The organism is Endozoicomonas atrinae (assembly GCF_001647025.1).
In the GTDB taxonomy this organism is placed as follows: domain Bacteria; phylum Pseudomonadota; class Gammaproteobacteria; order Pseudomonadales; family Endozoicomonadaceae; genus Endozoicomonas; species Endozoicomonas atrinae.
Genome location: NZ_LUKQ02000047.1, coordinates 1 through 24,493, shown reverse-complemented (window position 1 = coordinate 24,493; position 24,493 = coordinate 1). Strand labels below are relative to the sequence as shown.

Genomic DNA, 24,493 nt, shown 5'->3' with positions numbered 1-24,493 from the left:
TTTTGTAATATGGGCATAGAAAGCTGGTCTACTTGTACTAGATTTCTATGCCTTTCTCTATATATTATGAGACAGGCTCATGATCGACATGCAGATGGAAAAGGCTGGCTTCACCTCTGCTCCGACCAACTGAACCAGCGTTGACCCTGACCCCGTCTTTTACCATCACATGACCACCCTGACCCTGCAGGCCTCCAATCACATTTCCTACAAGGTAGGTCGGGAAAATACCCGGATCATTCTCATAATTGGGGTTATGAATCAGTCCGATCATCTGGAAGCGGCCACGGGTATTGCGCAGGGATTCCAGAGAGTCCTCAATCAAACGACGATGTGACAGCTTACTGAACAGACCGTCGAGGATAATCACGGACTCACCAGACTTTCTCTCCTTGCGGCGATACTGGCTGGGTACGGTACGGAGCTCACGTTCAATAGCAAACTCGGAGAGTTTCACCAGCCACATCAGGGACAGGGCTTCCCGCTGCCCTTCACTCATATCTTCGTTAAGACTGAATAGGTGGCCATGTGGACGAATCGCATCGTGTTTCAGGCGGATACGAATATTAGTAAAGAGCTGACGGTAGATCTGGCTTCGCAGATTTTTCTGCAGGTCTTTCTGCTGTTTCTCTTCACTGCCAACCGGCAGGCTCTGGGCCTTGCGTCGCCGAATCTGCTTCTGGTGTTCTTCAATCTCTGCCAGCAGAGAACGCACCAGGCTTCTTACCCCTTCTTCATTGACGATATCCGCATCAATGACAAAATAAGCATTGTCACCTGATGACTGGCTGGCCACCCGCTTGAGGATTTTCAGGTTATCCACAGAGTGCAGGATGATACTGGCCAGTCGCTCCTGAAGGCTCTGCTCGTTTCCTTCCATTGAGGCTTCCAGCAGGCTCTGGCGCTCCCTGCTTTTCTCAAGCTGCTCACTGATGGTGGAAATCATGTTGTCGAGATCAGTAAGCGCATGGCTATCGGCTTGATCCAGATTGTTCAGGCGCACCAATTCGGTGGCATTAAACAGGTGTCGCTCTGTTTCTCGAATACGATGCAGTACGGAGCGGAACAACTCCTGCTTTTCATCGTGGCTTTTCTCTCGACGCTTGAGTTCACGATGAAGTTCCTGGGTATTTTCCAGCTCCAACTGTTCAGCCAGGGCTTCAGCGCTGGCCAGAATAGCTGTCATATCCTCAGTTTGACTGGCGGTTTCCTGAGCGCCTGCGGCCAATAGATAGCGCTCTGTTATCTCAAACAGTGTCATGGCTTCCAGCTTTTCTGAATCGTGTTCAGCCAGTGACTGCAACATGTCTGGGTTGAACTGAGCCAATTGTACCAGCCAGTGATGAGCCGTCTCATCGACCTGACGAATGGCTTTCAGTTGCTCTGGAAGTGCCTGATGAATCTTCTCGATCTCTTCCTGTTTTTCTTCCTGGTTTTTTTCAATGCTTGAGAGCTGTTGTTTAACGGCCGCAATCTGCTTTTTCAGGACTGTGGATCCCTGCTGATCATCACGGACACTTAGATAAGCTCGAATCCGATCAAATTTCAGGTTTGCCCGCCTATCGGCCTTATTCTTCTGGCTGCTCAATGTAGCCCTGCGCTGTTCCGCATTGGCCATAAACTCGGGGCCACCTTCTTCCAGGTACAGCTCCAGGCTTTCCAGGCGGTCTTTTTCACCGGGCTGATAGACATCACGAATCTGGCTTTGACACAGGCGAAGCTGCTGCTGGCACTGCTCCAGTGCAGAAAGACATTGTTCCTGCTTTTCCTGCACTTGTTCCTGCTGGATAGAAAGCCGTTCTATTTCAGTTTCAATCTCTGAAAGGCGGCTCTCGCCATTCTGCTGCAGGAATTGTTCTGCCTGATCCAGGACTCGCCGAGACTCTCCAGTGAGTTGCTCATCCAGCAGTGTCAGCCGAGCAGATAACTGATCAAGCTCTACAATAAGCCGTTTAAGAGCTTCTGTGTTTTCAGCAATGGCTGGTTCACCACCTTGCTGAATAAACTGCTCTGCTTTACGTATCAGTTTCCGGTTATCCACAGACAACTGCTCTTGAAGATCTTGCAGCGCCTGCTGGTTTGTATAAAGCGTGGCTTGAAGAACAGGCAGCTCTGTTTCAGCGGATCGGGTAAGTGCTTCTGCTGCACTTCTGGCGATAACGGTGGTGGTTGAATCGGGCGCAAAGAGAAGGATATCCCGCTCCAGCTCATCCAGCAGCTTCTGATGCTGTGCAGACTCCATTTCCAGCTGTTGTTTCAGCTCGGCTATAAACGCGGGGTCCAGCAGTGACTTGACGGCAAGGCTCTCATACCCGGTAACTGCGCCCAGCAGAGTTGATTCAACACTATCCACAGCCTGTTGCAGTGCATCGCGGGTAAAGACCGGTACCGGCAGTTGCTGTCGGGCAAATTCGCTGGCTGCTTTTTCGGCATCAGGAAGTGACGACAGTACCGGAGCAAACAGCAGGTTATGTGACTGGGTAAGCCATTGCTGCTTGCGGGAATCATTGTCTGGCATCAGCTCAGCAATGACTTGATGCAGTGGTTGCAGCTGGAGGCCAAGCTTTTCAAGCAGACGTGTACCCTGTACTTCTACTGAGCCCGGGCTGACAGGGTCTGTCTCAAGATCAGATAGCTGTCGTTTAATATCATCAATTGCGGTTTTGACGGCTTCACGCTCAGCAAGTCTTAGCGGGAAGGACTCCCTGGCCATGGAAAGCCACTGCTCTGGAGTCGTGCCTGGTTGCTCCTGCCTGAACTGCAAAAGATCCGCAAACAGCAGCTGTAATTCATTAACCAGCTTTTCCTGCTGGTGGACAGTAGTTGTCAGCTCGCTTTCCTGAGCTCTTAGCAGGTCCTCCAGCCCTTCGGGTTGCTGTCCTGGAAATATTTTGCAGAATGCCTGATAGCCAGGAAGCAGGGATTGCAGGGCTGTCAGGTTGTTCTGTCGGTCTCTTTGCTGATTGGACTGTTCGTCTCTTTCGATTCGCAGTTGTCGTTGACGCTGTTCCAGTCGCTGGGTCAGGCCAGAAATAGTTTCGTTGGAAAATTGCTGGCAGACACGGTCGTAACTTATTTTCTGGGTAGTTAACAGGTCACTGTCTTTCTGTAATAAAGGCAGTTGTCGTTCAATGTTCTGCAGTTGCTGGGCAAGCTGTTTTTCTTCAACTTCCAGACGCTCTGTCTGTTCTCGCTGGATTTCAAGTGCACCGGACAACTCTTCAAGCTTCAGTAATTTTTCCTGTAGAACATCGGTTGGCGTTATAGCGGTACCATACTCCTGCTGAAACTGATGCCATTTATCCACCAGGGCACTGAATTTTCCTTCAGCCTTAAGGAATTTATCGTACTCTTCCGAGATGGCTCTGCTCAGCTGATTAACGGCCTTTTCCGTATCGTCAGGGTGTTCCAGTTCCTGTTCTGAAAACAATCCTTCTTTCAGTGCATCGGTATAAACGGTTTCATTATCCGTGAACTCTTTATCCCGGCTTTGCAGTGCTTCCCACTCACGTTCCAGACTCCGGCGCTGATCCTTCAGTTCACCCAATTCACTGCGCAGTGTTTTTTGAAACTCCTGATCAGCCAGATAGTTTTCCCGAAACGGGTTACTGTCCAGGTCAAAAAAGCTGTCTGTAGCTTCAGCCAGTAGTTCAAGTGTTTTAATTCGATGATTGTCATCCCTGAACAGGTCATGGCTTTCAGTGAGCAGCTCTCGGGCTTTATCTGCCGGGTAGAGGCGAACTGATTTTCCGGATGCCCAGTTGACCTGTGGATGGTAAACAATGGCCGTCTTATCGCTGCGAAAGCCTGCCAGTTGTCGGCTCTCAAACCAGGTTTCTATCTTGCGGGCACTGGTACCAGTAATATCTGCCAGGGTTGAGACAGCAATCAGAGGTGTGGTTTCACCCACTCGAATGGCCAGCTCCTGAGCCAGCTTCATTTCCTCAGTCTGAGCATCACCGCTTTCTTCACAGGAAACGGGTACTCCGGGAATACCGCGGCGGGAAAGCACAGCCATACAGGCCGCCTGATCACTGAGCTGCTCTCGACACTGGTCTCGATCCGACTGGGCGATACCGAGCTGGCTGGCCGTTTGGTTCAGCTCTTCCAACCGGGTTTTCTTGGCGTCGTTGCGCTCCAGATCCTTGTTGTTTTCACTGATCTGGTGACGAAGTTCTGAAACCTTTCGACCAGAGTTGATCACCAGCTCTTCAATAAACTCTTCAGACTCATCGGTTTCCCCATGGCTGGCACCGGCTAGAATCTGGGGAGCAAGGACCTCATAGAAAAACGCCTGATCAGCCTTTTCACCGGGACGAGGCTTGATGGCATTGAATATCTGGCTCTTATCGGCACCGCCTTCCTTCTGGAAAGAAGCCAGCTGCTCCAGTTCTTTACGACTGATGTGCAGGCTCATGGCATCCAGCCAGCTTTCGCGGTCTTTAGGCCGTTCGGGTTTTAACTGACGAAATGCGTGCTGGATATGTTCATTACTGAACAGCTGTAGCTTACCGTCCGCCGTGGTTGAGTGAATGGGCAGTTGCTCGAGCCTTCCGGGATAGAAATAGAAACCAGCATCAGTATCGCTATGGCCATACATTCCGAATACCCACTGCTCACCTCCAACACTGTCGCCTGCCATGGCCAGTATGTCGGACTGAGAATCGGTGGCGGAGGTGTAATTAAACTCTACCCGAATATGTGTCCATGGATGGCCATCCTTTGATGGAGACATCTTGCGCTTGGTTTTCTGGGTCAGTGTTCTGTCCCGGGAGAGCATGCCGATCAATGCATCAGACAGCGTCGTCTTACCAAACCCGTTTTCCATATTCATGGCGGTGGACTGACCGCGCAGGTTCAGAACCAGGTGACGCATTTTGGCTTCCCAGGGGGAGCTGACATCACCATGCTTATTCAGCAGGCTTGCTATTTCGATGCGATTAATGACTGACATCGGCAGTCTCCTGTTCCATCAGGTCGGAAGTGGTTTCAATGGCTTTGTCGGCATTTGCTTCTGAATAAGCTTCAGAGTTGACGGCTTTTTCCGGCGGGTTAACTGCTGTCTCAGGCAGATTGACGACTCTCTGGGCAATATCTTCAGGAATCAGGTGTCGCAGATGGCTAAAGCCGGTCTGCTCCACTTCCAGCGCTCCTAACAGGGTCTGCTGGAAGATTTTGTCTCCCCTGGCCTGCAGATGATTGGCTTCAATCAGTGCATCAATAAAATTTTTGACTCGACGATTGATATCTTCACCCTTTTCCGCCAGTAGGATAGCCAGCTGACGAGGTGCATTATCCAGGGAGCTTTTATCCTGAGTATTCTGGTAGTGGCCCGATCTCCGGATGGTTTCCAGATGGTTTCTAAGCGTTTCAGTCAGTTCTTCCTGGCCGAAAACTGCATTTTGATAAAGGCTGACATCGGACAGGGAACGGTTGGTTCGGGTATAGAGCAGCCCCAGCATTAACAGCCAGAGGTGAATGAACCAGACCGCTGTGGCTTCTTTGGTTTCATTGCGGATTTTCAGTTTCTGCAGAATCTGTTGCTGGCTGAACATGGCTGGCAGTTCAGCTTCAGGATTTCTCAGTAGCATATAAATCTGGCCGCCTGGTGGAATACCGGGGTAATCGGCACTGTCGTAAATAGCCAGCTGCAGACCCTGACCACTCAGAAAAGCTCGGAAGTTCTGCATCTGCTCCTCATCCGCTTCCTTTAGAATGACCGCTGCATCTCTTTCTGACAGAAGGCCGGTCTGGGAAGCCCGGCGGCGACCACTCTGTGAACGGGTTTCGGCAATACGGTGACGAAGCAGATAAGCGTAAACCTCACCCATTTCAGTCATATTCATAGCTGAGGTTCCTCGCTTTTCATGGAAGGCTTGAGGGAAGGCTCAAGCGACAATTTTTTCGTACTTTTCTCGACAGTCATAAGAATCGGATTGTCGCCGTGCAAACGACGGCCGTCAGGCAGAACAATATTTAGGGATTGTGTATCAATGGCTACAGCAAGGTCTGGCCGTAACTGCTCGGTATCTACAAACATATTGATCAACTGGGGCAAGCAGTCTTCTACCGAGCGATCTTCATTGGAAAATTGATGCCAGCCGTTACAGATCGCTTCACTCAGTGGCAAGGGACCCTGCTGCAGTCTTTCACGCATCACCTGCCCGTGATGGCTCAGGAAACGTTTCAATTTTAATGATTCTGGCGTTTCATCACTGCCATCGTCATAAACCAGACTGGTTGAGCTGGTGTCGGCACGCTGGTTATCCAAAAGACCCTGATAATCAGCCGGTGAAGGAATCGTAACCGCAATATCTATGGGAGCCAGTTGCTGGAAGACTGACTCCATCAGCTCCATGCCCGGTGGTTGCCAGGCCAGGTTAAGTGCTGCCTTGTTAAAGTCCACGATCCCCATACTTTGGATGCGGCCTTCGGCAATATCCCGGAGAAGGTCAGTCAGGCGCCGGTTCAGGTTTTCAAGCGCACTGAGAATCCGGATCAGTGGACGGTCGAGCATTTGCAGCTCCCATTCGTCGGGTTGCTGCTGTGCCCACTGGTTAAAACGCTCACGGATTTCCTGGCGCAGGAACTGCTTCTGGCAGTCCATTACCGTAGCCTGAATATTGCGAACAGCGCTCTGATAGTACTTGCGGTTGTTACGGAATGAGTCCAGTTTACCTTCCAATGCCGGGTTTTCCCGAATCCGGCGAATTTCCTGGGTCAGTCCCCTAATGGATAGCAGAATAGAGTCACAGATAGGTGGGATCCGGTCAAAGTCACTGCGGGCAATGGCTGAAATGATTTTGGCGGCATCATGTTCGCTGTAGAGAATATCATCGACCTGGCGAGATAATGTGACGCTCTGGCGGCCAGCCTGTGATAGCCGGACATGGCCAATTTTGCTCTGCTTTTCCAGTAGGGCTGTCTGTTTGGTGCTTGCCGTGCGTCGTTTTTCTGTTTCTACCTGCTGGGTAAAAAACAGTTCGCTGGGTGTGCTGAGCGTATTAATGACATAACTCAGGTCATCCGCGTTCAGCTCCGGAATGAGTTCCCGAAGGTTGTTCAGGCAACGACTCTGGGGAATAAACTGGCCGTTGGTTTGATAGTCCTCTTCCAGCAAGTATTCCAGCAACTGACAGGCAATACCCAGCCAGTAACCATCCTGATGGCCGGTTCGTTTTTCCAGCGAAACCCGGGTATGGTCGGAATGCCGTTCATGATTGCTGTCATGCAGATCTACCAGGCGCAACGTGGTAGATAATAGGACTATCCATGAATTCATTGGGGGTGATTACAGTTAAATAACAGAACCCCATATTATAACTTTCTGTTACCTTGCTGCATGTCTAATTAATCTTCATTGCATAACCCTTGCGCTGCATGTGACCCCGTGCTGCTGTCTTGAAACGCTAGAACTTTTTCAGGGAGTGCTTTCGTATAAAACGGGGTGCAGGCAAACTTGAGATAAGTCGTTCACAGTACAATTATCTCGGTTCAGGGAGTATGGTGCTGCGCAAATACTCAAGGTATACGGGTCAGGTTTAGGCATTTGGTTGAATAGATTTCACCAGTATTTTTACATCGTCCCATTACATACCACTTTCCAGCAGAAGTATTGGCCATGAGCCCCATGTGTCCAGAGCCGCTCTTAAAGTGAATGTCGATTGTTACCTGTTTATTTTTTAGCTATGTGTACTTGTAAGGGAAACAATACAGGCGTATCGTTCATCGTGATTTAACGATTAATTTGGTGTGCAAGTGGGTGGAGTAATGACGGAATGCCTTCAAAGTCTCGCTGATTTTCAGTTTAACGAGTCTGAAGAGAAAGAGCTGGCTGCTTATGCCAAAGCCATTGGGCATCCGGCACGGGTAAGACTGTTAAGGATACTGGCTGGTCGAGTGTGTCTGGGCTCTGACCTGGTAGGGCAGCTTGGTCTTGCCCAGTCCACGGTTTCAGAACATCTACGGATCCTGCGGGAAGCTGGGCTGGTAAATGCAGAAGTGAAACATCCCAAAACCTGCTTCAGTCTTCGTCCGGAAGCTATCAAGCGTGTACAGCAGTTACTGGCGGTGTTTAGTTAACACCGAACGATATGTCTCATTCCCATGTTCAGCGTGGGAACGAGAATCTTGAAAGAACATTGGCTTTTTTTGTACTTTATGATCGTTTTTCGACGATTGTCGATAATTTGCAGAGGTTCAAATCATGGGTATTTTTGAACGTTATTTAAGTGTCTGGGTGGCTCTGGCCATGCTTGCAGGGCTGGTCGGTGGAACACTGTATCCAGCTATCTTCTCTACCCTGGGAAGTTGGGAATACGCCAGCATTAATTTTGTGATTGCGGTGCTGATCTGGCTGATGATTTATCCGATGATGATGCAGATCGATTTTACTGCAGTAAAAAACATCCATCGTCGCCCAAAAGGTTTGATTGTCACGCTGACCGTCAACTGGTTGATAAAGCCATTTACCATGGCGCTTCTGGCGATCCTGTTTATTCGCTATCTCTTCGGCAGCTTTACTGGCCTTATTTCTCCGGATCTGGGTGATGAATACATTGCCGGGATGATCCTGCTTGGGGTTGCTCCCTGTACCGCGATGGTTTTTGTCTGGAGTCAGCTGACTCGCGGGGATGCCAATTACACACTGGTTCAGGTGGCGGTTAATGATCTGATTATGGTTGTGGCTTTTGCTCCAATTGCTGCTTTCCTGCTGGGAGTTACGGATGTCATCGTACCCTGGAGCACGCTCTTTCTTTCCGTGGTTTTGTTTATCGTGATTCCCCTGCTGGCAGGTTTGCTTACCCGAAAAGTGCTGCGGTCAGAGCAAGCGTTGCAGACATTTGGCCATCGAGTGAAACCGTTGTCTATCCTCGGTTTGATTCTTACCGTGGTACTGCTGTTTGGTTTTCAGGCTCCTCGGATTCTGGCGAATCCAGTGGATATTGTACTGATCGCTATTCCATTAATTATTCAGACCGTACTCATCTTCGCCATTGCCTACTACTGGATGTGCAAGTGGAAAGAACCTCACAGTATTGCTGCACCCAGTGGAATGATTGGCGCATCCAACTTCTTTGAGCTGGCAGTCGCCGTAGCGATCAGTTTGTTTGGTCTGAACTCCGGAGCTGCACTGGCGACAGTGGTCGGTGTATTGGTTGAAGTACCCATCATGCTGGCGCTGGTGGCTTACGCAAATCGTACCCGCGGTCGTTTCCCGGTTGCTCACGCAGGTTAATTATCCTCCTGCTCACTCGACTACCGATCAATAGGCTTCGGTAGTCATCCAATCCCTTTTTCCAGAAGTATTCTGGGTTTATCAATATCCAGCTCCAGTCGGACTATCAAAATAGGTAAGTATAAATATTTCTATAATTTTAGAATAATGGTTGAATCTGTTTTTTCACTCTCCTAATATACGCTCATCGACAAGCTACATGCTGATGATCGCATGAAAGGAAGCGATCACTGATCTTATCTACATAAGAGGTTCAGACAGGTCAGCAAGAGGATTTTTTTAAATCTATGTTTCTATATTTCTGGAATTATTAATATGAGTATACAGCAGCAGATAACCGATTTTATCGGGCCGGTCATAAAACCGGCACTGGAATCCAGTATTGGCGCTGATATGGCCCAGAATCTGGTTGATGCACTAGGTACCTTTATCTTTCTGGCTGGCGAACTGACCATTCTGTTCCTGATTGTCAGCTTCATTATCGGCGTGATTCTGGAGTATATGCCAGCAGAGAAAATTCAGAAGATACTTGGTTCCAAGGGCGGTAAAGGCTATGTTTCAGCTGGCCTTCTGGGGGCGCTGACACCGTTCTGCAGCTGCTCTACCATCCCGATGCTGACCGGTCTTCTTAAAGCCCGGGCAGGGTTTGGTCCGACGATCACGTTCCTGTTTACCTCGCCACTGATGAACCCGATTATTATGGGTCTGCTGCTGGCAACCTTTGGTATGAAGGTGACGATTATTTACTTCGCCATTGCGCTGACCGTTTCTGTCGCCGGTGGTTACCTTCTGGAAAAAATGGGCTTTGAGCGTTTTGTTCGCAAAGACGTGGTGTATGGTGAAACGGCTGCAGCCAGTTGCTGTGATAGCAAGCCAGCGCCAAAGACCAGCTGCTGCGATGCGAAGCCAGCAGTAGAAACTCGATCTTCTGATAAAAACAGCAGTTGCTGTGACAGCACGCCAGCACCTGCTGCTTCCGGCTGTGCAACGGCCTGTGGCGACAGCAAGCCCAAGAGTAATGATCGCTGGGGCCGTATCTGGGATGAAACCTGGAGCCAGTTTAAGAAGATCTTCCCGATTCTGATGCTGGGTGTGGGTATTGGCGCCTTTACTTATGGGTTTATTCCTGCGGACTTTATTGCTCAGTACGCAGGCCCGGATAATCCTTTGGCAATTCCGTTTGCTGCGATTATTGGTGTACCCCTGTATATTCGAGCTGAAGCTGTGATTCCCCTGGCTTCTGCCCTGGCGGCTAAAGGCATGGGAATGGGAGCCCTGATGGCGTTGATTATCGGTAGTGCCGGGGCCAGCCTGACGGAGGTGATTCTGCTGAAGAGTCTGTTCCGAAACCCAATGATTGTTGCCTTCCTGGTGGTGATTTTCACCATGGCGATCTCTGCGGGACTCGTTATGACTTTTATCTGACATCCGTTATTGGCAGGTTTATTAAACAAGAGAGGCTGACTAATTTGAGAGTCAGCCAATTACTGAGAACTTCTCTCTATATGAAACATGGGCATTGATAGATAAAAAAACAAAAAACCGTGACATTTAATCGGGCTGAATATCAATAAAAGTTGTATACCAGCAGGTTTCTAACCAAAGAAGGCTCAGGAGTGTGCTCAGCTTGTCATAAGACCCATTGACCACACAGGCTTTTAGGTAATGCTTACAAGGTATAAAGACGAAAGGTTCAGAGTGTTGTTCCCAACTAAAGCCCCTTAACACAGCATCAGTTTTTATTTTACGTGTTCAATTCAGCGAGCATCCTTTGAAACTATTATTGAAAAGATCACTCATCTGGTGAGTATAGGGAGCTTCAGGATTCATGATACAACTTATAATGGTTTGTTTTTCAGGTTCTACGGGGTGAGACATTTGTAACTCAACCTGACAGCCTGCGGAATTACGCCCAAGAACCGTGTGAGTGATTGATAGCCCCATCGGCCCTGAAGCGGTAATTGATCCACTTTTTGAGCATATTTTGAAACTATGCTCAAACGCTTTGATTGATTCATTGGATGGGCGAGCATGTACAGAAGGCAAGCCAAATACTGCAATACAAATGAATAATGTGATTATTAACGACTTGCTTCTATTGGCCATGATCTGATCCTGAGGCTCTTTTATATCTAACTGATTACATCGGCCAAAGGGGCTGCTGCATTTAAATATTTCATTCTTATGTTTTCGTTATTTATGACCAGTGTCTTTGCTTATTGCTAAGTGTTTTCATCATTCAATTCTTTCTTAAATGCCTTTGGGAATAGAGTGATGAAATTCACCATGTTTTGTCGGTGCTTCATTACAGCAAAGGCATATCCATGCTGTCGATGAGGGTGGACTTAATGAATGAGGCGGAAAACGGACCCAGGCTGATCGAGTTTAACGGTATTCTTTGAGTGCGGAGTTGTTGGTTCACTGGCTTACGAGATGGACCTTACTGAGTAATATACTGTGTTAATTGAGAGCATCAGCGTAAAACACGGCACTGATGCTCTCTTGGTCACAGAGTCTATGCCTTCTTTTTCCGATAAGCCTTCACGCCAACAATAACAGCGGCAGCGACTAAGCCCGCAAACAGCAGATGATCCGGCTCAGTCAGTTGATGCCAGATAGCCGCCATCACTCCACCGGTAGAGTGATCGCCCGGATGGGCCATTGCCTGACTGGAGATCAGGGTACTCATACTGGCCAGAGTCAGTAACTTGGTTTTCATTGTTGTTTTCCTTATTTGGTTTCTAATGAGTTATACCGTTGGATTTCTTATGCGGTAGCCACTTCTTCCGGCATTTTGGCATCCAGCATGCCTTTATCGATAATGAAATCGATGATCTCCCGAACCCCTTCGTCTGCTTTCAGGTTGGTGAAGAAAAATGGGCGATCTCCCCGCATTTTTTTTGCGTCTCGATCCATGACTTCCAGAGACGCACCCACATGAGGAGCCAGGTCAGTCTTGTTGATGATTAACAGGTCAGAGCGGGTAATGCCCGGACCGCCTTTACGTGGGATTTTGTCTCCGGCAGACACGTCGATGACATAAAGCGTCAGGTCAGACAGCTCTGGGCTGAAAGTCGCACTCAGGTTATCTCCACCAGACTCCACCAGAACCAGCTCAAGGCCAGGGTGGCGCTGGCACAGTTCATCAACCGCGGCCAGGTTCATGGAGGCGTCCTCACGAATGGCTGTGTGTGGGCAGCCTCCGGTTTCAACACCGATAATCCGGTCCTCATCCAGTGCTTCATTGCGCATCAGGAATTGAGCGTCTTCTTTCGTATAAATATCGTTGGTGACCACGGCCAGGTTGTAATGGTCGCGCATGGCGGCACACAGTTTGGTCAGCAGTGCAGTTTTACCGGAACCGACCGGGCCGCCAACACCGACACGCAGGGTTTGTGGAGTTCTTGATGTTGTCATTGTTCTTGTCCTTTCTACTACTGAGTAAATTGCTGTATTAGGAGCGGAATAGCCTTGAGTACTGATGCTCATGCCAGCAACTGGCCATGGCAAAGTGCATCAGGTTGTTACCGATTTCATGATCTTGAAGTGAACTGGCTATGGTGAGCGCCGGTTCTATCTCGTTAATCAGGCGCTTCAGAATGTGCTGGGCATCCGTCTGGCCAAGCGGAACAGCCTTGGTGGCTGCAGTTACCTGGTTCTCACACCAGGACCAGAGCAGACCGGTTGCCGCTGTTTTCCTGTCGATGCCATGGCATAACGAGGATAGGGCAAACATGGCAGCCTGCGTGGGAGCCTGTAGCCAGTCTGTGCGCGTTTCATGCGGGTACATGGACTTTACCCAGACAGAGAACGCACGGCCAACCTGACAGTCTTCGTCGTACAACTCACGGGTTTCCCTGAATGCCAGCAGGGTGCTATTCCAATGAGTGACCTGTTTCTGATCTTCTACCGAGAAGGCATCGTACAACCTGAAAAATACCGGTATATCCAAACGGGCCATGCCCTGCTGCATCAGCTCGCTGATCCAGTTACCCGTCGTTTCTCGGTTATAGCACCACTGTCGGTCAATGGCCGTTTCCAGTCCCTGGGAATAGGCAAACGCACCCACTGGCAGTGCAGGGCTGGCCAGATGCAGCAGTCCCAGCAGAGACTCAGTGGTGATGCTCATGATGTCCGTGTCCGTGGTCATGACTGTGGTGGTGAGAATGGCCTTTGGCATAGGCACCGTTCTCAGGCTCAAAGGGCGCCTGCTCATGATCAAGCTCCAGTCCAAGCAGTGTCACCATTTCATCCAGAACGTGATCAATCTGATAACGTAGCCAGTTGTCGCCTATCTGCAGAGGGACGTGCCGGTTACCCAGGTGATAACAGGCCCGGGCAAAGGTCAGGGGATCACCGCAGCGGGCTGTGGTGACTGCTTCATTGGCAGCCGTAATCCTGATGACCTCTCCGGTTTCAGCCTGGAGCAGAGTGCCATCTCGCATCACGTCGCCACGGTCAATAAAGATACCGGCGTCCTGCCCATTCACCGTAACGGCTTTCAGTCGTCCACGCTTGCGTTCATCAAAAGGGAGCAGAAGTTCGTCAGTAAACGCTTTGCTCTCATTTGGGAGGCGCTCGATTAACTTCAACATAAACGGTCCTCAGTGTTTAGAATAAGAAATAACGTTGAGCCAGGGGCACCTCTTCTGCTGGCTCACAGACCAGAAGTTCTCCATTAGCTCGCACTTCATAGGTTTCTGGATCAACCTCCATATGGGGTTGCCAGGTATTGAGCACCATATCTGCCTTGCGAACTGTCCTGGTGTTCTTGACGGCAGATAAGGTTTTCTTCAGACCCAGTTTTTCACCAATGCCTGCATCCAGTGCTGCCTGAGAAACAAACGACAATGAAGTATCTGCCACGGCCTGTCCCATAGAGCCGAACATGGGGCGGTAATGCACAGGCTGAGGTGTCGGGATGGAGGCATTCGGGTCACCCATAGGTGCCGTTGCTATGGCGCCTCCTTTCAGAACAAGCGAGGGTTTTACACCGAAGAATGCCGGTTTCCAGAGCACCAGGTCTGCCAGCTTGCCTGGTTCAATGGAGCCGACCTCATGGGCAATACCATGGGTAATGGCAGGGTTGATCGTGTACTTGGCGATATAGCGACGAGCCCGGAAGTTATCCACACCGGCACCCGTATCTTCTGGCAGCAATCCCCGCTGAACTTTCATTTTGTGGGCTGTCTGCCAGGTTCTGCTGACAACTTCACCGACACGCCCCATGGCCTGAGAGTCTGATGCGATCATACTGAAAGCACCCAGGTCATGGAGGATGTCTTCAGCCGCAATGGTTTCCCGGCGGATGCGTGAGTCGGCAAATGCCACATCTTCAGGAATATTAGGATCCAGGTGATGGCAGACCATCAACATGTCCAGATGCTCATCAACCGTATTGACGGTGTAGGGGCGCGTTGGATTAGTCGACGATGGTAGTACGTAGCTTTCGCCACAGGCTTTAATGATATCCGGTGCATGGCCACCGCCGGCACCTTCCGTATGGTACGTATGGATAACTCGGCCTTTAAAGGCAGCCAGTGTGTCTTCCACAAACCCGGACTCGTTCAGAGTGTCAGTATGGATAGCAACCTGAATGTCGTATTTCTCAGCGACGGTCAGACAGCAGTCAATAGAGGCCGGTGTGGTTCCCCAGTCCTCGTGGAGCTTCATGCCCATGGCTCCTGCAAGTACCTGCTCTTCCAGAGCCTCTGGCAGGCTGCCGTTGCCTTTGCCTAGGAAACCAATGTTCATGGGTAGGCTGTCCACTGCCTTGAGCATGGTGCTGATATGCCAGGTCCCGGGCGTACAGGTGGTGGCATTGGTGCCGGTTGCTGGTCCTGTGCCTCCACCCAGCATGGTGGTGACGCCCGAGGTTAAGGCTTCTTCAATCTGCTGAGGACAGATAAAGTGAATGTGGGCATCGACACCGCCAGCCGTAATGATCTGGCCTTCTCCGGCAATAACCTCGGTTCCCGGGCCGATAATAATGTCCACACCTTCCTGAACATCGGGGTTGCCCGCCTTGCCAATTTTATCGATACGACCCTTTTTGATCCCGATATCGGCCTTGACGATGCCCCAGTGGTCGAGAATCAATGCATTGGTGATAACCGTATCAACAACATCCGCACCGGGCCGCTGACTCTGGCCCATACCGTCCCGAATCACTTTACCACCGCCAAACTTCACTTCATCCCCGTAGACGGTGTAATCCTTTTCAGGGCTGATAAACAGCTCGGTATCCCCCAAACGTACTTTGTCGCCTATGGTGGGGCCAAACATATCTACATAGGTCTGCCGGTCCATCTGTGTCGTTTTGATGGTCATTTTTCATCTCCCGACGCTTTTTCTTCCTGTTGTGGCAGTATGCCCATCACCTCACCACGGAATCCGTAAATTTCCTGTTTGCCTGCATAGCGAACGAGCTCTACCTGTCGGTCCTGCCCGGGTTCAAAACGCACAGCCGTACCTGCCGGGATATTCAATCGAAACCCGAGTGTCTGGGCTCGGTCAAAAGAGAGGGCCGGATTGGTTTCGTAAAAGTGGTAGTGAGAACCCACCTGAATAGGACGGTCTCCGGTATTGGCTACAGAGATGCTTACAGTTTCCCTTCCGGCGTTAATCTCAATGGGCTCGGCAGAGGCAATCACTTCTCCTGGTATCATGATAACTCCTCAGGCTATGGGGTTATGAACGGTGACCAGTTTGGTGCCATCGGGGAACGTTGCTTCCACCTGCACCTCATGGATCATTTCAGGAATGCCGTCCATAACCTGCTCGCGGGTGATGACTTCTCGGCCCTCATTCATTAACTGAGCAACTGACTTACCATCACGGGCACCTTCCATGATGTGCATGGAAATAAGGGCGATTGATTCCGGGTAATTCAGTTTGACGCCTCTATTTAAACGACGCTCGGCAACTAATGCGGCGGTATAAAGAAGCAGCTTGTCTTTTTCCCGGGGAGTAAGTTCCATAATGAGACCCTGAATTATTATTCGTTAAATATGAAGTGGTTTTAGGTATTCCAGATGCGTGGCCGACACTCCGTTCGGCCATTAAATCGTTCTCTCTCAGCTTCCCAGATCCAGGTGAAAATGATTCTGGCCTGCTCTGATGAGTCACCAAGGTAGCGCACAATAAACACACCGGCCCGCCAGGTAATGGCTGTCACCTGGTGCCAGCCTTTATTGACGAGCTGGTTATGCAGGTTGGATAAATCCGGTGGGTTTTCCAGTGTGATCAGAAAGGTTCCAAAAACGGTGTGGTTATGGAGCCCTAAAAGAGAGTTTGGCAGTTCTGATTCAGCATCAAAACTAAGCCTTTCAAGATAGAGTGGCTTGCTGTCCCGCGTCAGACTGAGATGCTGGGTTAGTTGTCCCCGGGTAAACTTTTCTCCACTGGCGGTTCGACCCAGACAGATAATATCCCAACCGGCATAAAGCGCATTGCCGGTCAGTTCAATACGGGTATCAAGTTCGGTAATGGCACCATCAAACAGGATGGTTTCCTGAGGCAGCCACTCCATGGATGCTGAGTCGCTGACCGTGATGTGCGTTGTCTGCCTCTGCAGTTGGCCATTGCCGTTGAAGTAGACTTTCCCTGCTGCAGGTGTTGTGACCAGCCCACTGGCGCCTTTTCTGATGAAAAAGCGCTGAACCAGTTCATCTCCGGCTACCAGACCACCTGGGGGGTGTAGGATATAAAGGTGAGTAAGGTCTTTTCCTTCCGGCCAGAAAGGGCGTTGAATACGCAGGGGCCCGTAATGACGGGTTCGTCCCATCAGGGTTCGGCCATTCAGGTGTTTCAGTTCTACTTCTATCCCGGCACGCCAACCCGATGAAGATGACTCTGGGCTGCATAGCCTGCTGCTTTGGTCGCTCTCTGTTTTACCAGATGATGATTGCATATTACAGCCTTGTGCTTTTCGGGATCTTTTATTTATTGTTGATCAATGGCAAAACCTGTGCCAGACGGCGTTTTGCACCGTATTTCGCTGAATACGTCATTTGTCGCTGACATAATACCTGACCATATGGTCATTATGAATGCCTTGATTTGGTGCAACATAAGTCGCTGCGTTTTTCCTATGCTCCGAAATATGGCATGCCCTCTGTTATTTCCTATAAAGGCCAAACAAATCGGAAAATTTTAAGAAAGGCTCTGTTCTCCCGTTTTGCCGTTACTGTTACTGACCATGGCACACCTCTTGCTATCCCCTGTTCAGGAAACGAACAGCGAACAATCAATAGCGGGGAAGCTATGAAAAAACGGTTAAGTAAACTATCCAGAAGCTTTTTAAGTACATCAGTGGCTACCGCAGCACTGTCATTGTCCGTGATGTCTCAGGCTGCAGACACGATTAAGGTTGGCGTACTTCACTCTCTGTCCGGCACCATGGCCATCAGTGAGACCACACTGAAAGATACCGTTCTGATGATGGTGGAAGAACAGAACAAAAACGGTGGTGTGCTGGGTAAGGAACTGGAGGCCGTTGTCGTTGACCCTGCATCGGACTGGCCACTGTTTGCGGAGAAAGCCAGAGAGCTTCTGGTTAAGGAAGACGTTGATGTTATCTTTGGTGGCTGGACTTCGGTATCCCGTAAATCAGTACTGCCGGTTGTGGAAGAATTGAATGGTCTGATGTTCTACCCGGTTCAGTACGAAGGGGAAGAGTCCTCCAAAAATGTTTTCTACACCGGCGCTGCACCCAACCAACAGGCTATTCCGGCGGTAGATTACCTGATGAGTGAAGAGGGTGGTGCGGTAAAACGCTTTGTGCTGGCCGGTACCGACTATGTATACCCAAGAACAACCAACAAAATTCTTGAGTCCTACCTGAAAAGCAAAGGCGTTAAAGAGGCTGACATCCTGATCAATTACACGCCGTTCGGTCATTCAGATTGGCAGACCATTGTTTCTGATATCAAGAAGTTTGGTAATGCCGGTAAAAAGACCGCAGTGATCTCGACCATCAATGGCGATGCCAATGTTCCTTTCTACAAGGAGCTGGGTAACCAGGGCGTATCTGCTGAAGAGATTCCTGTGATCGCCTTCTCGGTTGGTGAAGAAGAGCTTTCTGGCATTGATACAGCGCCATTGGTAGGGCATCTGGCGGCATGGAACTACTTCATGAGTGCCGAAAGTGAAACCAATGACGAATTTATTGAAACATGGCAGTCCTTTATTAAGGATGAAGAGCGTGTTTCTAATGACCCGATGGAAGCGACTTACATCGGCTTTAATATGTGGGTTGAGGCGGTTGAGAAGGCCGGTACCACCGATATTGATGCCGTGCGTTCAGCCATGTATGGCATTACTGTTCCTAACCTCACGGGCGGAACCGCGGTGATGAACACCAACCATCACCTGACCAAGCCAGTATTGATTGGTGAGATTCAGGATGATGGTCAGTTTGAGATTGTCTGGGAGACCAAAGGTGGCGTTATTGGTGATGCATGGACCGACTTCCTGCCTGAAAGCTCCAAGATTGTTGCTGATTGGTCTGCACCGGTTCAATGCGGAAACTATAACCTGGAAACCGGTGTCTGCTCCGGCCAGAACTACTGATTTATAAAGATGGCATAACAATCATGCCCACCTCCCGTCAGGGAGGTATGGGCATATAAGGATGTATTATGAATCAGAACGTCCAGCAGGCTCTTCATGGTCTGTCAGCCAGCTTTCTTCTGTTCCTGTTGCTGGTTTTATCGCGACCCGTTTTGGCCATGTCTTCCGAAGACCTTAAGCCATTATTAACTAAAAGCTCCTGGGCACAGCTGGAACGTGTTGTCACGTCTCTGACTGAAGAGGGCAGTGAGTCCAGCCAGCAGATTCTGGAACATTGGCTGAATGGCAAACTGTTTATCGAGAAGAAGCAGAAACGGCTGGTATTCGCAGAAAAAACGCCCGATAAACAGTATCGGATTTTTGACCCATTCTTTGCAGAAGGGGAATCCAAAGGCGAGCCTCTTGAGCCTGGAACGGTTAAAAAAAGAGCGCTGAAAAAAGTAAGAATTAATAACCAACTCCGCTCAGCCATTAAAACGGCGCTGGCATTCTGGGACTTGAAAGCCAGTGATCCGGAAACTCGAATAAACGCGATATATGCTTCTCTGAAAACCCTGGATAGTAAAACGCTGAGTACGCTTAGAAATATGAGAGCCAGTGAAGAGGATCAGGCGGTTATCTATGCACTGGATATGGCCCTGGCTCTGGATCTTTTTCAGCAGGGTTCCACCAGTGAACAGATAGAAGCGGTCGAGGTACTTACCAGTTCTGATAACCCCTTAATTCGTTCAGTATTGGCCGATGCGTTAACAGGTACTGAAAATCCAGCACTGGCGCAAACCATCACTACGGCACTTGCCGAAATTGACCAGCGGCAGCAGTACTATACCGTGGCAGAAAATGTCTTCTTTGGCCTGAGCCTTGGCTCCGTGCTGTTGCTGTCAGCCATCGGTCTGGCGATTACTTTCGGGGTGATGGGCGTAATCAATATGGCCCATGGTGAAATGATGATGCTCGGTGCCTATACGACGTTCGTCATTCAGTCAGTTTTTCCGGAGTTAATTGATCAGTCCCTGTTTATCGCCATTCCTCTTGCCTTTCTGGTTGCCGGTGCTGCAGGGGTACTTATTGAGAGGCTGGTTATCCGCCATCTCTATGGTCGTCCACTGGAAACCCTGCTGGCGACATTTGGCATCAGCCTGATTCTTCAACAGGCCGTAAGAACCATTTTCTCACCATTGAACCAGGAGGTGGCAACGCCAGCCTGGATGAGTGGTTCGTGGGTAATTAATGAAGCGCTGTCGCTCACCTGGAATCGTTTGTACATTGTTGGCTTCAGTCTGCTGGTCTTTATGGTTCTGCTGTTTGTGATGCGTTACACCCGCTTTGGTTTGAATATGCGGGCAGTAACCCAGAACCGTGCCATGGCCAGCTCCATGGGCATTCCTACCGGCCGGGTGGATGCCCTTACCTTTGGCCTGGGTTCTGGTATTGCCGGTGTTGCGGGAGTGGCTCTGTCACAGCTGACCAACGTAGGGCCAAACCTTGGCCAGAACTACATTATCGACTCCTTTATGGTGGTCGTGTTTGGCGGGGTAGGAAATCTGTGGGGCACATTGGTAGCCGCCATGGGGCTGGGTGTGGTGAATAAATTTCTGGAGCCCTGGGCTGGTGCCGTGGTTGCCAAGATTCTGGTATTGGTATTCATCATTCTGTTCATCCAGAAGCGACCCCGGGGGCTGTTTGCTCTCAAGGGCCGGGCAGTTGAGGGATAAGATATGACGAAAGGATTCCAACCGGGCTTTCTGACCCGACTGTTACTGGAAGATCGTGCTGGTAAGCTTCTTCTGTCGTCAGTTATGGTAATTACGGCTGTGGTTGTGTTGCTGAATACGTTGATGCCGGAAGGCTCTCCTCTGCATGTCAGTAACTATACCGTGACCCTGCTGGGCAAGTATCTCTGCTATGGGTTGCTGGCCCTGGCGCTGGATCTGGTCTGGGGATACTGCGGAATTCTCAGCCTGGGGCACGGGGCGTTTTTTGCCCTGGGCGGCTATGCCATGGGCATGTACCTGATGCGTCAGATTGGTGACCGTGGTGTTTATGGTAACCCGGAGCTGCCTGACTTCATGGTGTTTCTGAACTGGCAGGAGTTGCCCTGGTACTGGTATGGGTTTGACTCTTTTGCTTTTGCCATGGTGATGGTGGCACTGGTGCCAGGGTTGCTGGCTTTCCTTTTTGGCTGGCTGGCTTTCCGTTCAAGGGTGACCGGTGTTTATCTTTCCATCATAACCCAGGCTCTGACCTATGCCCTGATGCTGTTGTTCTTTCAGAATGACTTTGGCTTTGGCGGTAATAATGGCCTGACTGACTTTAAGGATCTGCTGGGTTTCAGCCTGCAAAGTGATAGCACCCGTGTTGTTCTTCTGATCAGTTCTGCGTTGGCGCTGACACTGGGGTATCTGGTGTGTCGCTGGCTGGTGAGCAGCCGTTATGGCCGGGTGCTGGTGGCCGTTCGGGATGCTGAGAGCCGAGTGCGCTTTATGGGCTATCGGGTTGAACACTACAAACTGGTGGCCTTTACTCTGTCAGCGGTTCTGGCCGGTATTGCCGGTGCCCTTTATGTTCCTCAGGTTGGCATTATTAATCCGGGTGAGTTTTCTCCCATTAATTCCATTGAGCTGGTGATCTGGGTAGCTGTCGGTGGTCGTGGAACGCTCTATGGAGCTGTGATTGGTGCCGTCGTCGTTAACTATGCGAAAACCTGGTTTACCGGGGTCATGCCAGATGCCTGGTTGTTTGCCCTGGGTGCCCTGTTCGTTATTACCACGCTCTGGTTGCCTAAGGGTCTGGTAGGGCTTTATCAGCAGATAGCGAGCTTTATTACTGAACGCAGGAATCAGCAGAACAACCGGATAGAGAAAACGGAGTTAGTGGATCATGGTTGATAAGCATATACCCAATGACACCTTACTCTATCTCAACAATATCACGGTCAGTTTCGATGGTTTCCGGGCATTGAATGAGCTCTCATTTATGGTTCGCGAAAAAGAGCTGAGTGCGATTATCGGCCCGAACGGTGCCGGCAAGAGCACCATGATGGATGTGGTAACCGGCAAAACCCGGCCTGACTCTGGCGAGGTGTTTTTCCATGGCGAAGTGGATCTTACCCGGTATGACGAAACCGAAGTCGCCAATATGGGGATTGGCCGGAAGTTTCAGAAGCCATCCGTGATTGAAAGCCTGACGGTCTGGGAAAACCTGGAGCTGGCCCTGGCTGGACGTCGAACGCCTTTTGCTTCCATGTTTGGTGCTCTCAGTTCAAAAGGTGCCAGAAGAATCGATGAAGTGATGGAGCTGATACGACTGTCAGACCGTAAAGCGTGGTTAGGGGCATCATTGTCCCATGGACAGAAACAGTGGCTGGAAATTGGCATGCTGCTGTTGCAGGAGCCGCAGTTATTACTGGTGGATGAACCGGCGGCAGGTATGACGGATGAAGAAACCTTCAGAACCGCTGACCTGTTAAGAGACCTTGCCAGAGAGCGCAGTGTGGTTGTGGTCGAACATGATATGGCGTTTATCCGGGCGCTTGAGTGTCCAGTGATGGTGCTTCATGAAGGCAGTGTGCTGGCATCGGGTTCATTGGACCATGTTCAACAGAATCAAAAAGTCATTGACGTTTATCTTGGTAGATAAGGGGAGGTAGTTGTCATGGAAGGGATGCTGGAAGTACAGGGCATTGATGTTTTTTACGGTGCCAGTCAGGCTCTGAAGTCGGTAACCATTGAAGCTCGCAAGGGCAAGGTCACCAGCGTAATGGGGCGTAATGGCGTTGGAAAAACTACCCTTATGAATGCTGTCGCAGGTCGGGTAACACCAGCCTCTGGCAAGATCCTGTGGCAGGGGATGGATATTGCCAGCAGCCCTTCTCACTCAAGAGCGCGGAATGGTATTGCCTATGTTCCCCAGGGGCGGCAGATTTTTCCGTTACTCACGGTACAGGAGAATCTGGAAACCGGTTTTGCCTGTCTGCCCCGCTCAAAGCGACGGATTGATCCGGAAATTTTTGATCTCTTTCCCGTACTTCAACAGATGCGTCATCGCCGGGGAGGCGACCTGTCCGGCGGCCAGCAACAGCAGCTGGCCATTGCCCGTGCACTGGTAACCCAGCCGGAGCTGTTGATTCTGGATGAGCCTACAGAAGGCATTCAACCTTCCATTATTAAAGATATTCAGTCGGTGATTGGTCTGCTCCGTGACCGGGGTGAGATGGCCATTCTGCTGGTTGAGCAGTTCTTTGAGTTTGCCCGTGACCTAGCGGATACCTTTGTGGTGCTGGATCGGGGGGAGGTTGCTCTGGAAGGCACTGGCAACGCTATGGATGAAGCCGCAGTGCGTCGTTTAATGACTGTGTAGAGTTACCTTGTAAATATTCTTTTAGCTCGTTGGGTAGAGGCAGTAATTTAACTTTTTTTGTAAATAAATGATCCCGAGGGCTGCTGTTCAGGAGTTGTCGGATCTTGTTGCGGCAAGTATTTTTCAATTGATTAGATTTTGAAAACCTGGAGAGAGTAACCCTTTTAGGAGGGTTAGCTAGGAGTTTGAGTATTTCACCGTACTTTAACTTATCTTCTTCGGTTTCCGCTTTTTTTTGTTTTTCTATTGCGTAATCTATTGGGGTTTTGCGTATTGAGTCTTGTAGATCCATATTTGCTCCAAACTTCAGCAGGGTTTTAACGCACTCAGGGTATCCATACAGTATGGCAAAGAAAAGAGCTGTTCTTTGGCATGTAGAGCGAAAATCAAGGACTGCTCCAGCATGAACTAACAATTCAACAACATCATTAGAACCATATGAACAGGCGACAACTAATGGAGTTAGATACATGTTGTTTCTTTGGTTTATATCTGCTCCAGTTTTAGTGACCAGCACTTTGGCCAATTCCATATTTCCTGATACACATGCATACATAAGAGGAGGATTTCCTGCTATATCTTGATGATCTTGATTTGCTCCATGCTGGTATAGATTTTGAATGTCCGAGCTACGGACTACGGAGTTTTCTCATCACTGCTATGTTTAGGGGGGGTAAATTCAAACTGTTCGGAATGTTTGGGTTTGCATTTAATTCTAATAACTCTCTTGTCAAAGGAGTATTCATAAAATAGGTTGAAATAGTCAGAGGAGTATTTTTCATACAGTCCTGTGCATTGATTCCATTTCTGTCATTAATATTTATTGAAATCAATCGAGGGGTGTCGCGAATATCAGTTGCAGAGCGATTCCTGAAAGATACTTGATGACCTCTGGTTGTATCTACTTCTGCAAATTGCGAGTATAAATCTGTCGAGAAACCACACTCTAAAAGCTGTCGTGCCATGGTTGGATCATCATGATTGATTCTTAAGTTGTGAGGAATGTACTGTGACATAAAATGTTTAAGAACCAACCCGATCGTATGTCCATTCCAAGTGGGTTGATTAGCTTGGTGTTGTAACGTTCCTGGTAGGTCTTGCTCTAATGTTCTAATACCAATTGAATTTTCTAACTACTGTATAACTGCCCAATCACGGGAGCACAGACTGAACAGTCGACCAGCTTCGCTGCAAAGGTTATTCCAAGCTTCACAGCAACAATCTACAATATTTTCATAACCTGAAAATGCTTTGTTTGATAAGTCATGCTCCCGCATCCACTCCCATAGCCTTTCTGAGCTGTTTAACTCCGGTGCGAATGGT

Annotated in this window: 21 protein-coding genes and 1 pseudogene; 8 read left to right on the top strand and 14 right to left on the bottom strand. The window is 49.6% G+C overall.

Annotated elements, in window-relative coordinates:
• Positions 1-64 precede the first annotated feature (64 nt).
• Genes AK963_RS09010 through AK963_RS09000 form a run of 3 tightly spaced genes read right to left on the bottom strand, consistent with a single transcriptional unit; the run spans position 65 to position 7,282 of the window.
• Complete coding sequence (locus AK963_RS09010; RefSeq protein WP_066015129.1) at positions 65-4,954, bottom strand: coiled-coil domain-containing protein; 4,890 nt, start codon at positions 4,952-4,954, stop codon at positions 65-67.
• Complete coding sequence (locus tag AK963_RS09005; RefSeq protein WP_066015128.1) at positions 4,941-5,846, bottom strand: hypothetical protein; 906 nt, start codon at positions 5,844-5,846, stop codon at positions 4,941-4,943. Before AK963_RS09005 ends, AK963_RS09010 begins: the two co-directional genes overlap by 14 nt.
• On the bottom strand, positions 5,843-7,282 hold the full coding sequence (locus AK963_RS09000) for a hypothetical protein (protein ID WP_139117323.1): 1,440 nt from the start codon (positions 7,280-7,282) through the stop codon (positions 5,843-5,845). The genes AK963_RS09005 and AK963_RS09000 overlap by 4 nt, the downstream gene beginning before the upstream one ends.
• A 488-nt stretch (positions 7,283-7,770) precedes the next feature.
• Here AK963_RS09000 and AK963_RS08995 point away from each other — a divergent pair, with 488 nt between their 5' ends.
• The 3 genes from AK963_RS08995 to AK963_RS08985 all read left to right on the top strand — a co-directional run bounded on the left by AK963_RS08995 (position 7,771) and on the right by AK963_RS08985 (position 10,663).
• Positions 7,771-8,082, top strand: a complete 312-nt coding sequence (locus tag AK963_RS08995; protein ID WP_066015126.1) for an ArsR/SmtB family transcription factor — start codon at positions 7,771-7,773, stop codon at positions 8,080-8,082.
• A 124-nt stretch (positions 8,083-8,206) separates the two neighbouring features.
• Positions 8,207-9,238 (top strand): ACR3 family arsenite efflux transporter, encoded by a 1,032-nt coding sequence (arsB, locus tag AK963_RS08990; protein ID WP_066015125.1) that lies wholly within the window; start codon positions 8,207-8,209, stop codon positions 9,236-9,238.
• A 315-nt stretch (positions 9,239-9,553) separates the two neighbouring features.
• On the top strand, positions 9,554-10,663 hold the full coding sequence (locus AK963_RS08985; RefSeq protein ID WP_238593678.1) for a permease: 1,110 nt from the start codon (positions 9,554-9,556) through the stop codon (positions 10,661-10,663).
• Positions 10,664-10,990: 327 nt separating this feature from the next.
• Here the strand turns inward: AK963_RS08985 and AK963_RS31905 are convergent, their stop codons facing one another.
• From AK963_RS31905 to AK963_RS08945, 9 genes are all read right to left on the bottom strand, one after another.
• Entirely contained in the window at positions 10,991-11,344 is a 354-nt protein-coding gene (locus AK963_RS31905; protein WP_139117322.1) for a hypothetical protein, read from the bottom strand.
• A gap of 409 nt (positions 11,345-11,753) precedes the next feature.
• Positions 11,754-11,957, bottom strand: a complete 204-nt coding sequence (locus tag AK963_RS08980; protein ID WP_066015124.1) for a HupE/UreJ family protein — start codon at positions 11,955-11,957, stop codon at positions 11,754-11,756.
• Between the two features lie 47 nt (positions 11,958-12,004).
• Positions 12,005-12,655 carry an urease accessory protein UreG gene (gene ureG, locus AK963_RS08975; RefSeq protein WP_066015123.1) on the bottom strand — a complete coding sequence of 217 codons (651 nt, stop codon included), beginning with the start codon at positions 12,653-12,655 and terminating at the stop codon, positions 12,005-12,007.
• A gap of 37 nt (positions 12,656-12,692) precedes the next feature.
• Positions 12,693-13,454 (bottom strand): urease accessory protein UreF, encoded by a 762-nt coding sequence (locus tag AK963_RS08970; protein ID WP_083232552.1) that lies wholly within the window; start codon positions 13,452-13,454, stop codon positions 12,693-12,695.
• The gene (gene ureE / locus AK963_RS08965; protein WP_066015121.1) at positions 13,351-13,833 is read right to left on the bottom strand and encodes an urease accessory protein UreE; all 483 of its coding nucleotides are present in this window, start codon (positions 13,831-13,833) and stop codon (positions 13,351-13,353) included. Before ureE ends, AK963_RS08970 begins: the two co-directional genes overlap by 104 nt.
• Positions 13,834-13,849: 16 nt before the next feature.
• Positions 13,850-15,568, bottom strand: coding sequence for an urease subunit alpha (ureC, locus tag AK963_RS08960; RefSeq protein WP_066015120.1), 1,719 nt, complete (start codon positions 15,566-15,568; stop codon positions 13,850-13,852).
• The gene (locus tag AK963_RS08955) at positions 15,565-15,906 is read right to left on the bottom strand and encodes an urease subunit beta (RefSeq protein WP_066015119.1); all 342 of its coding nucleotides are present in this window, start codon (positions 15,904-15,906) and stop codon (positions 15,565-15,567) included. Before AK963_RS08955 ends, ureC begins: the two co-directional genes overlap by 4 nt.
• A gap of 9 nt (positions 15,907-15,915) precedes the next feature.
• Entirely contained in the window at positions 15,916-16,218 is a 303-nt protein-coding gene (locus AK963_RS08950) for an urease subunit gamma (RefSeq protein WP_020582095.1), read from the bottom strand.
• 41 nt (positions 16,219-16,259) lie between these two features.
• On the bottom strand, positions 16,260-17,150 hold the full coding sequence (locus tag AK963_RS08945; protein ID WP_066015118.1) for an urease accessory protein UreD: 891 nt from the start codon (positions 17,148-17,150) through the stop codon (positions 16,260-16,262).
• A 431-nt stretch (positions 17,151-17,581) separates the two neighbouring features.
• On the opposite strand from AK963_RS08945, the gene urtA reads away from it, so the two are divergent.
• The 5 genes from urtA to urtE all read left to right on the top strand — a co-directional run bounded on the left by urtA (position 17,582) and on the right by urtE (position 23,170).
• A complete protein-coding gene (gene urtA, locus AK963_RS08940; RefSeq protein ID WP_420795604.1) occupies positions 17,582-18,811 on the top strand; it encodes an urea ABC transporter substrate-binding protein in 1,230 nt (409 codons plus the stop codon).
• 68 nt (positions 18,812-18,879) lie between these two features.
• The gene (gene urtB, locus AK963_RS08935; protein ID WP_066015117.1) at positions 18,880-20,526 is read left to right on the top strand and encodes an urea ABC transporter permease subunit UrtB; all 1,647 of its coding nucleotides are present in this window, start codon (positions 18,880-18,882) and stop codon (positions 20,524-20,526) included.
• Positions 20,527-20,529: 3 nt separating this feature from the next.
• The gene (gene urtC, locus AK963_RS08930) at positions 20,530-21,699 is read left to right on the top strand and encodes an urea ABC transporter permease subunit UrtC (protein ID WP_066015116.1); all 1,170 of its coding nucleotides are present in this window, start codon (positions 20,530-20,532) and stop codon (positions 21,697-21,699) included.
• Complete coding sequence (urtD, locus tag AK963_RS08925) at positions 21,692-22,450, top strand: urea ABC transporter ATP-binding protein UrtD (RefSeq protein ID WP_066015115.1); 759 nt, start codon at positions 21,692-21,694, stop codon at positions 22,448-22,450. Before urtC ends, urtD begins: the two co-directional genes overlap by 8 nt.
• 24 nt (positions 22,451-22,474) lie before the next feature.
• Complete coding sequence (urtE, locus tag AK963_RS08920; protein ID WP_066015139.1) at positions 22,475-23,170, top strand: urea ABC transporter ATP-binding subunit UrtE; 696 nt, start codon at positions 22,475-22,477, stop codon at positions 23,168-23,170.
• Here the strand turns inward: urtE and AK963_RS08915 are convergent.
• Both AK963_RS08915 and AK963_RS35225 read right to left on the bottom strand, forming a co-directional pair.
• Positions 23,130-23,792, bottom strand: a complete 663-nt coding sequence (locus AK963_RS08915; RefSeq protein ID WP_338011546.1) for an ankyrin repeat domain-containing protein — start codon at positions 23,790-23,792, stop codon at positions 23,130-23,132. The genes urtE and AK963_RS08915 overlap by 41 nt on opposite strands.
• A 511-nt stretch (positions 23,793-24,303) precedes the next feature.
• Positions 24,304-24,493, bottom strand: a pseudogene (locus AK963_RS35225) (IS630 family transposase); the annotation flags it as partial.

What these genes read in the sequence shown, in the direction of transcription:
- AK963_RS09010 (WP_066015129.1), bottom strand. Translation starts at nt 4,954, where the DNA reads ATGTCAGTCATTAATCGCATCGAAATAGCAAGCCTGCTGAATAAGCAT.
- AK963_RS09005 (WP_066015128.1), bottom strand. Translation starts at nt 5,846, where the DNA reads ATGAATATGACTGAAATGGGTGAGGTTTACGCTTATCTGCTTCGTCAC.
- AK963_RS09000 (WP_139117323.1), bottom strand. Translation starts at nt 7,282, where the DNA reads ATGAATTCATGGATAGTCCTATTATCTACCACGTTGCGCCTGGTAGAT.
- AK963_RS08995 (WP_066015126.1), top strand. Translation starts at nt 7,771, where the DNA reads ATGACGGAATGCCTTCAAAGTCTCGCTGATTTTCAGTTTAACGAGTCT.
- arsB (WP_066015125.1), top strand. Translation starts at nt 8,207, where the DNA reads ATGGGTATTTTTGAACGTTATTTAAGTGTCTGGGTGGCTCTGGCCATG.
- AK963_RS08985 (WP_238593678.1), top strand. Translation starts at nt 9,554, where the DNA reads ATGAGTATACAGCAGCAGATAACCGATTTTATCGGGCCGGTCATAAAA.
- AK963_RS31905 (WP_139117322.1), bottom strand. Translation starts at nt 11,344, where the DNA reads ATGGCCAATAGAAGCAAGTCGTTAATAATCACATTATTCATTTGTATT.
- AK963_RS08980 (WP_066015124.1), bottom strand. Translation starts at nt 11,957, where the DNA reads ATGAAAACCAAGTTACTGACTCTGGCCAGTATGAGTACCCTGATCTCC.
- ureG (WP_066015123.1), bottom strand. Translation starts at nt 12,655, where the DNA reads ATGACAACATCAAGAACTCCACAAACCCTGCGTGTCGGTGTTGGCGGC.
- AK963_RS08970 (WP_083232552.1), bottom strand. Translation starts at nt 13,454, where the DNA reads ATGAGCAGGCGCCCTTTGAGCCTGAGAACGGTGCCTATGCCAAAGGCC.
- ureE (WP_066015121.1), bottom strand. Translation starts at nt 13,833, where the DNA reads ATGTTGAAGTTAATCGAGCGCCTCCCAAATGAGAGCAAAGCGTTTACT.
- ureC (WP_066015120.1), bottom strand. Translation starts at nt 15,568, where the DNA reads ATGACCATCAAAACGACACAGATGGACCGGCAGACCTATGTAGATATG.
- AK963_RS08955 (WP_066015119.1), bottom strand. Translation starts at nt 15,906, where the DNA reads ATGATACCAGGAGAAGTGATTGCCTCTGCCGAGCCCATTGAGATTAAC.
- AK963_RS08950 (WP_020582095.1), bottom strand. Translation starts at nt 16,218, where the DNA reads ATGGAACTTACTCCCCGGGAAAAAGACAAGCTGCTTCTTTATACCGCC.
- AK963_RS08945 (WP_066015118.1), bottom strand. Translation starts at nt 17,150, where the DNA reads ATGCAATCATCATCTGGTAAAACAGAGAGCGACCAAAGCAGCAGGCTA.
- urtA (WP_420795604.1), top strand. Translation starts at nt 17,582, where the DNA reads ATGTCTCAGGCTGCAGACACGATTAAGGTTGGCGTACTTCACTCTCTG.
- urtB (WP_066015117.1), top strand. Translation starts at nt 18,880, where the DNA reads ATGAATCAGAACGTCCAGCAGGCTCTTCATGGTCTGTCAGCCAGCTTT.
- urtC (WP_066015116.1), top strand. Translation starts at nt 20,530, where the DNA reads ATGACGAAAGGATTCCAACCGGGCTTTCTGACCCGACTGTTACTGGAA.
- urtD (WP_066015115.1), top strand. Translation starts at nt 21,692, where the DNA reads ATGGTTGATAAGCATATACCCAATGACACCTTACTCTATCTCAACAAT.
- urtE (WP_066015139.1), top strand. Translation starts at nt 22,475, where the DNA reads ATGCTGGAAGTACAGGGCATTGATGTTTTTTACGGTGCCAGTCAGGCT.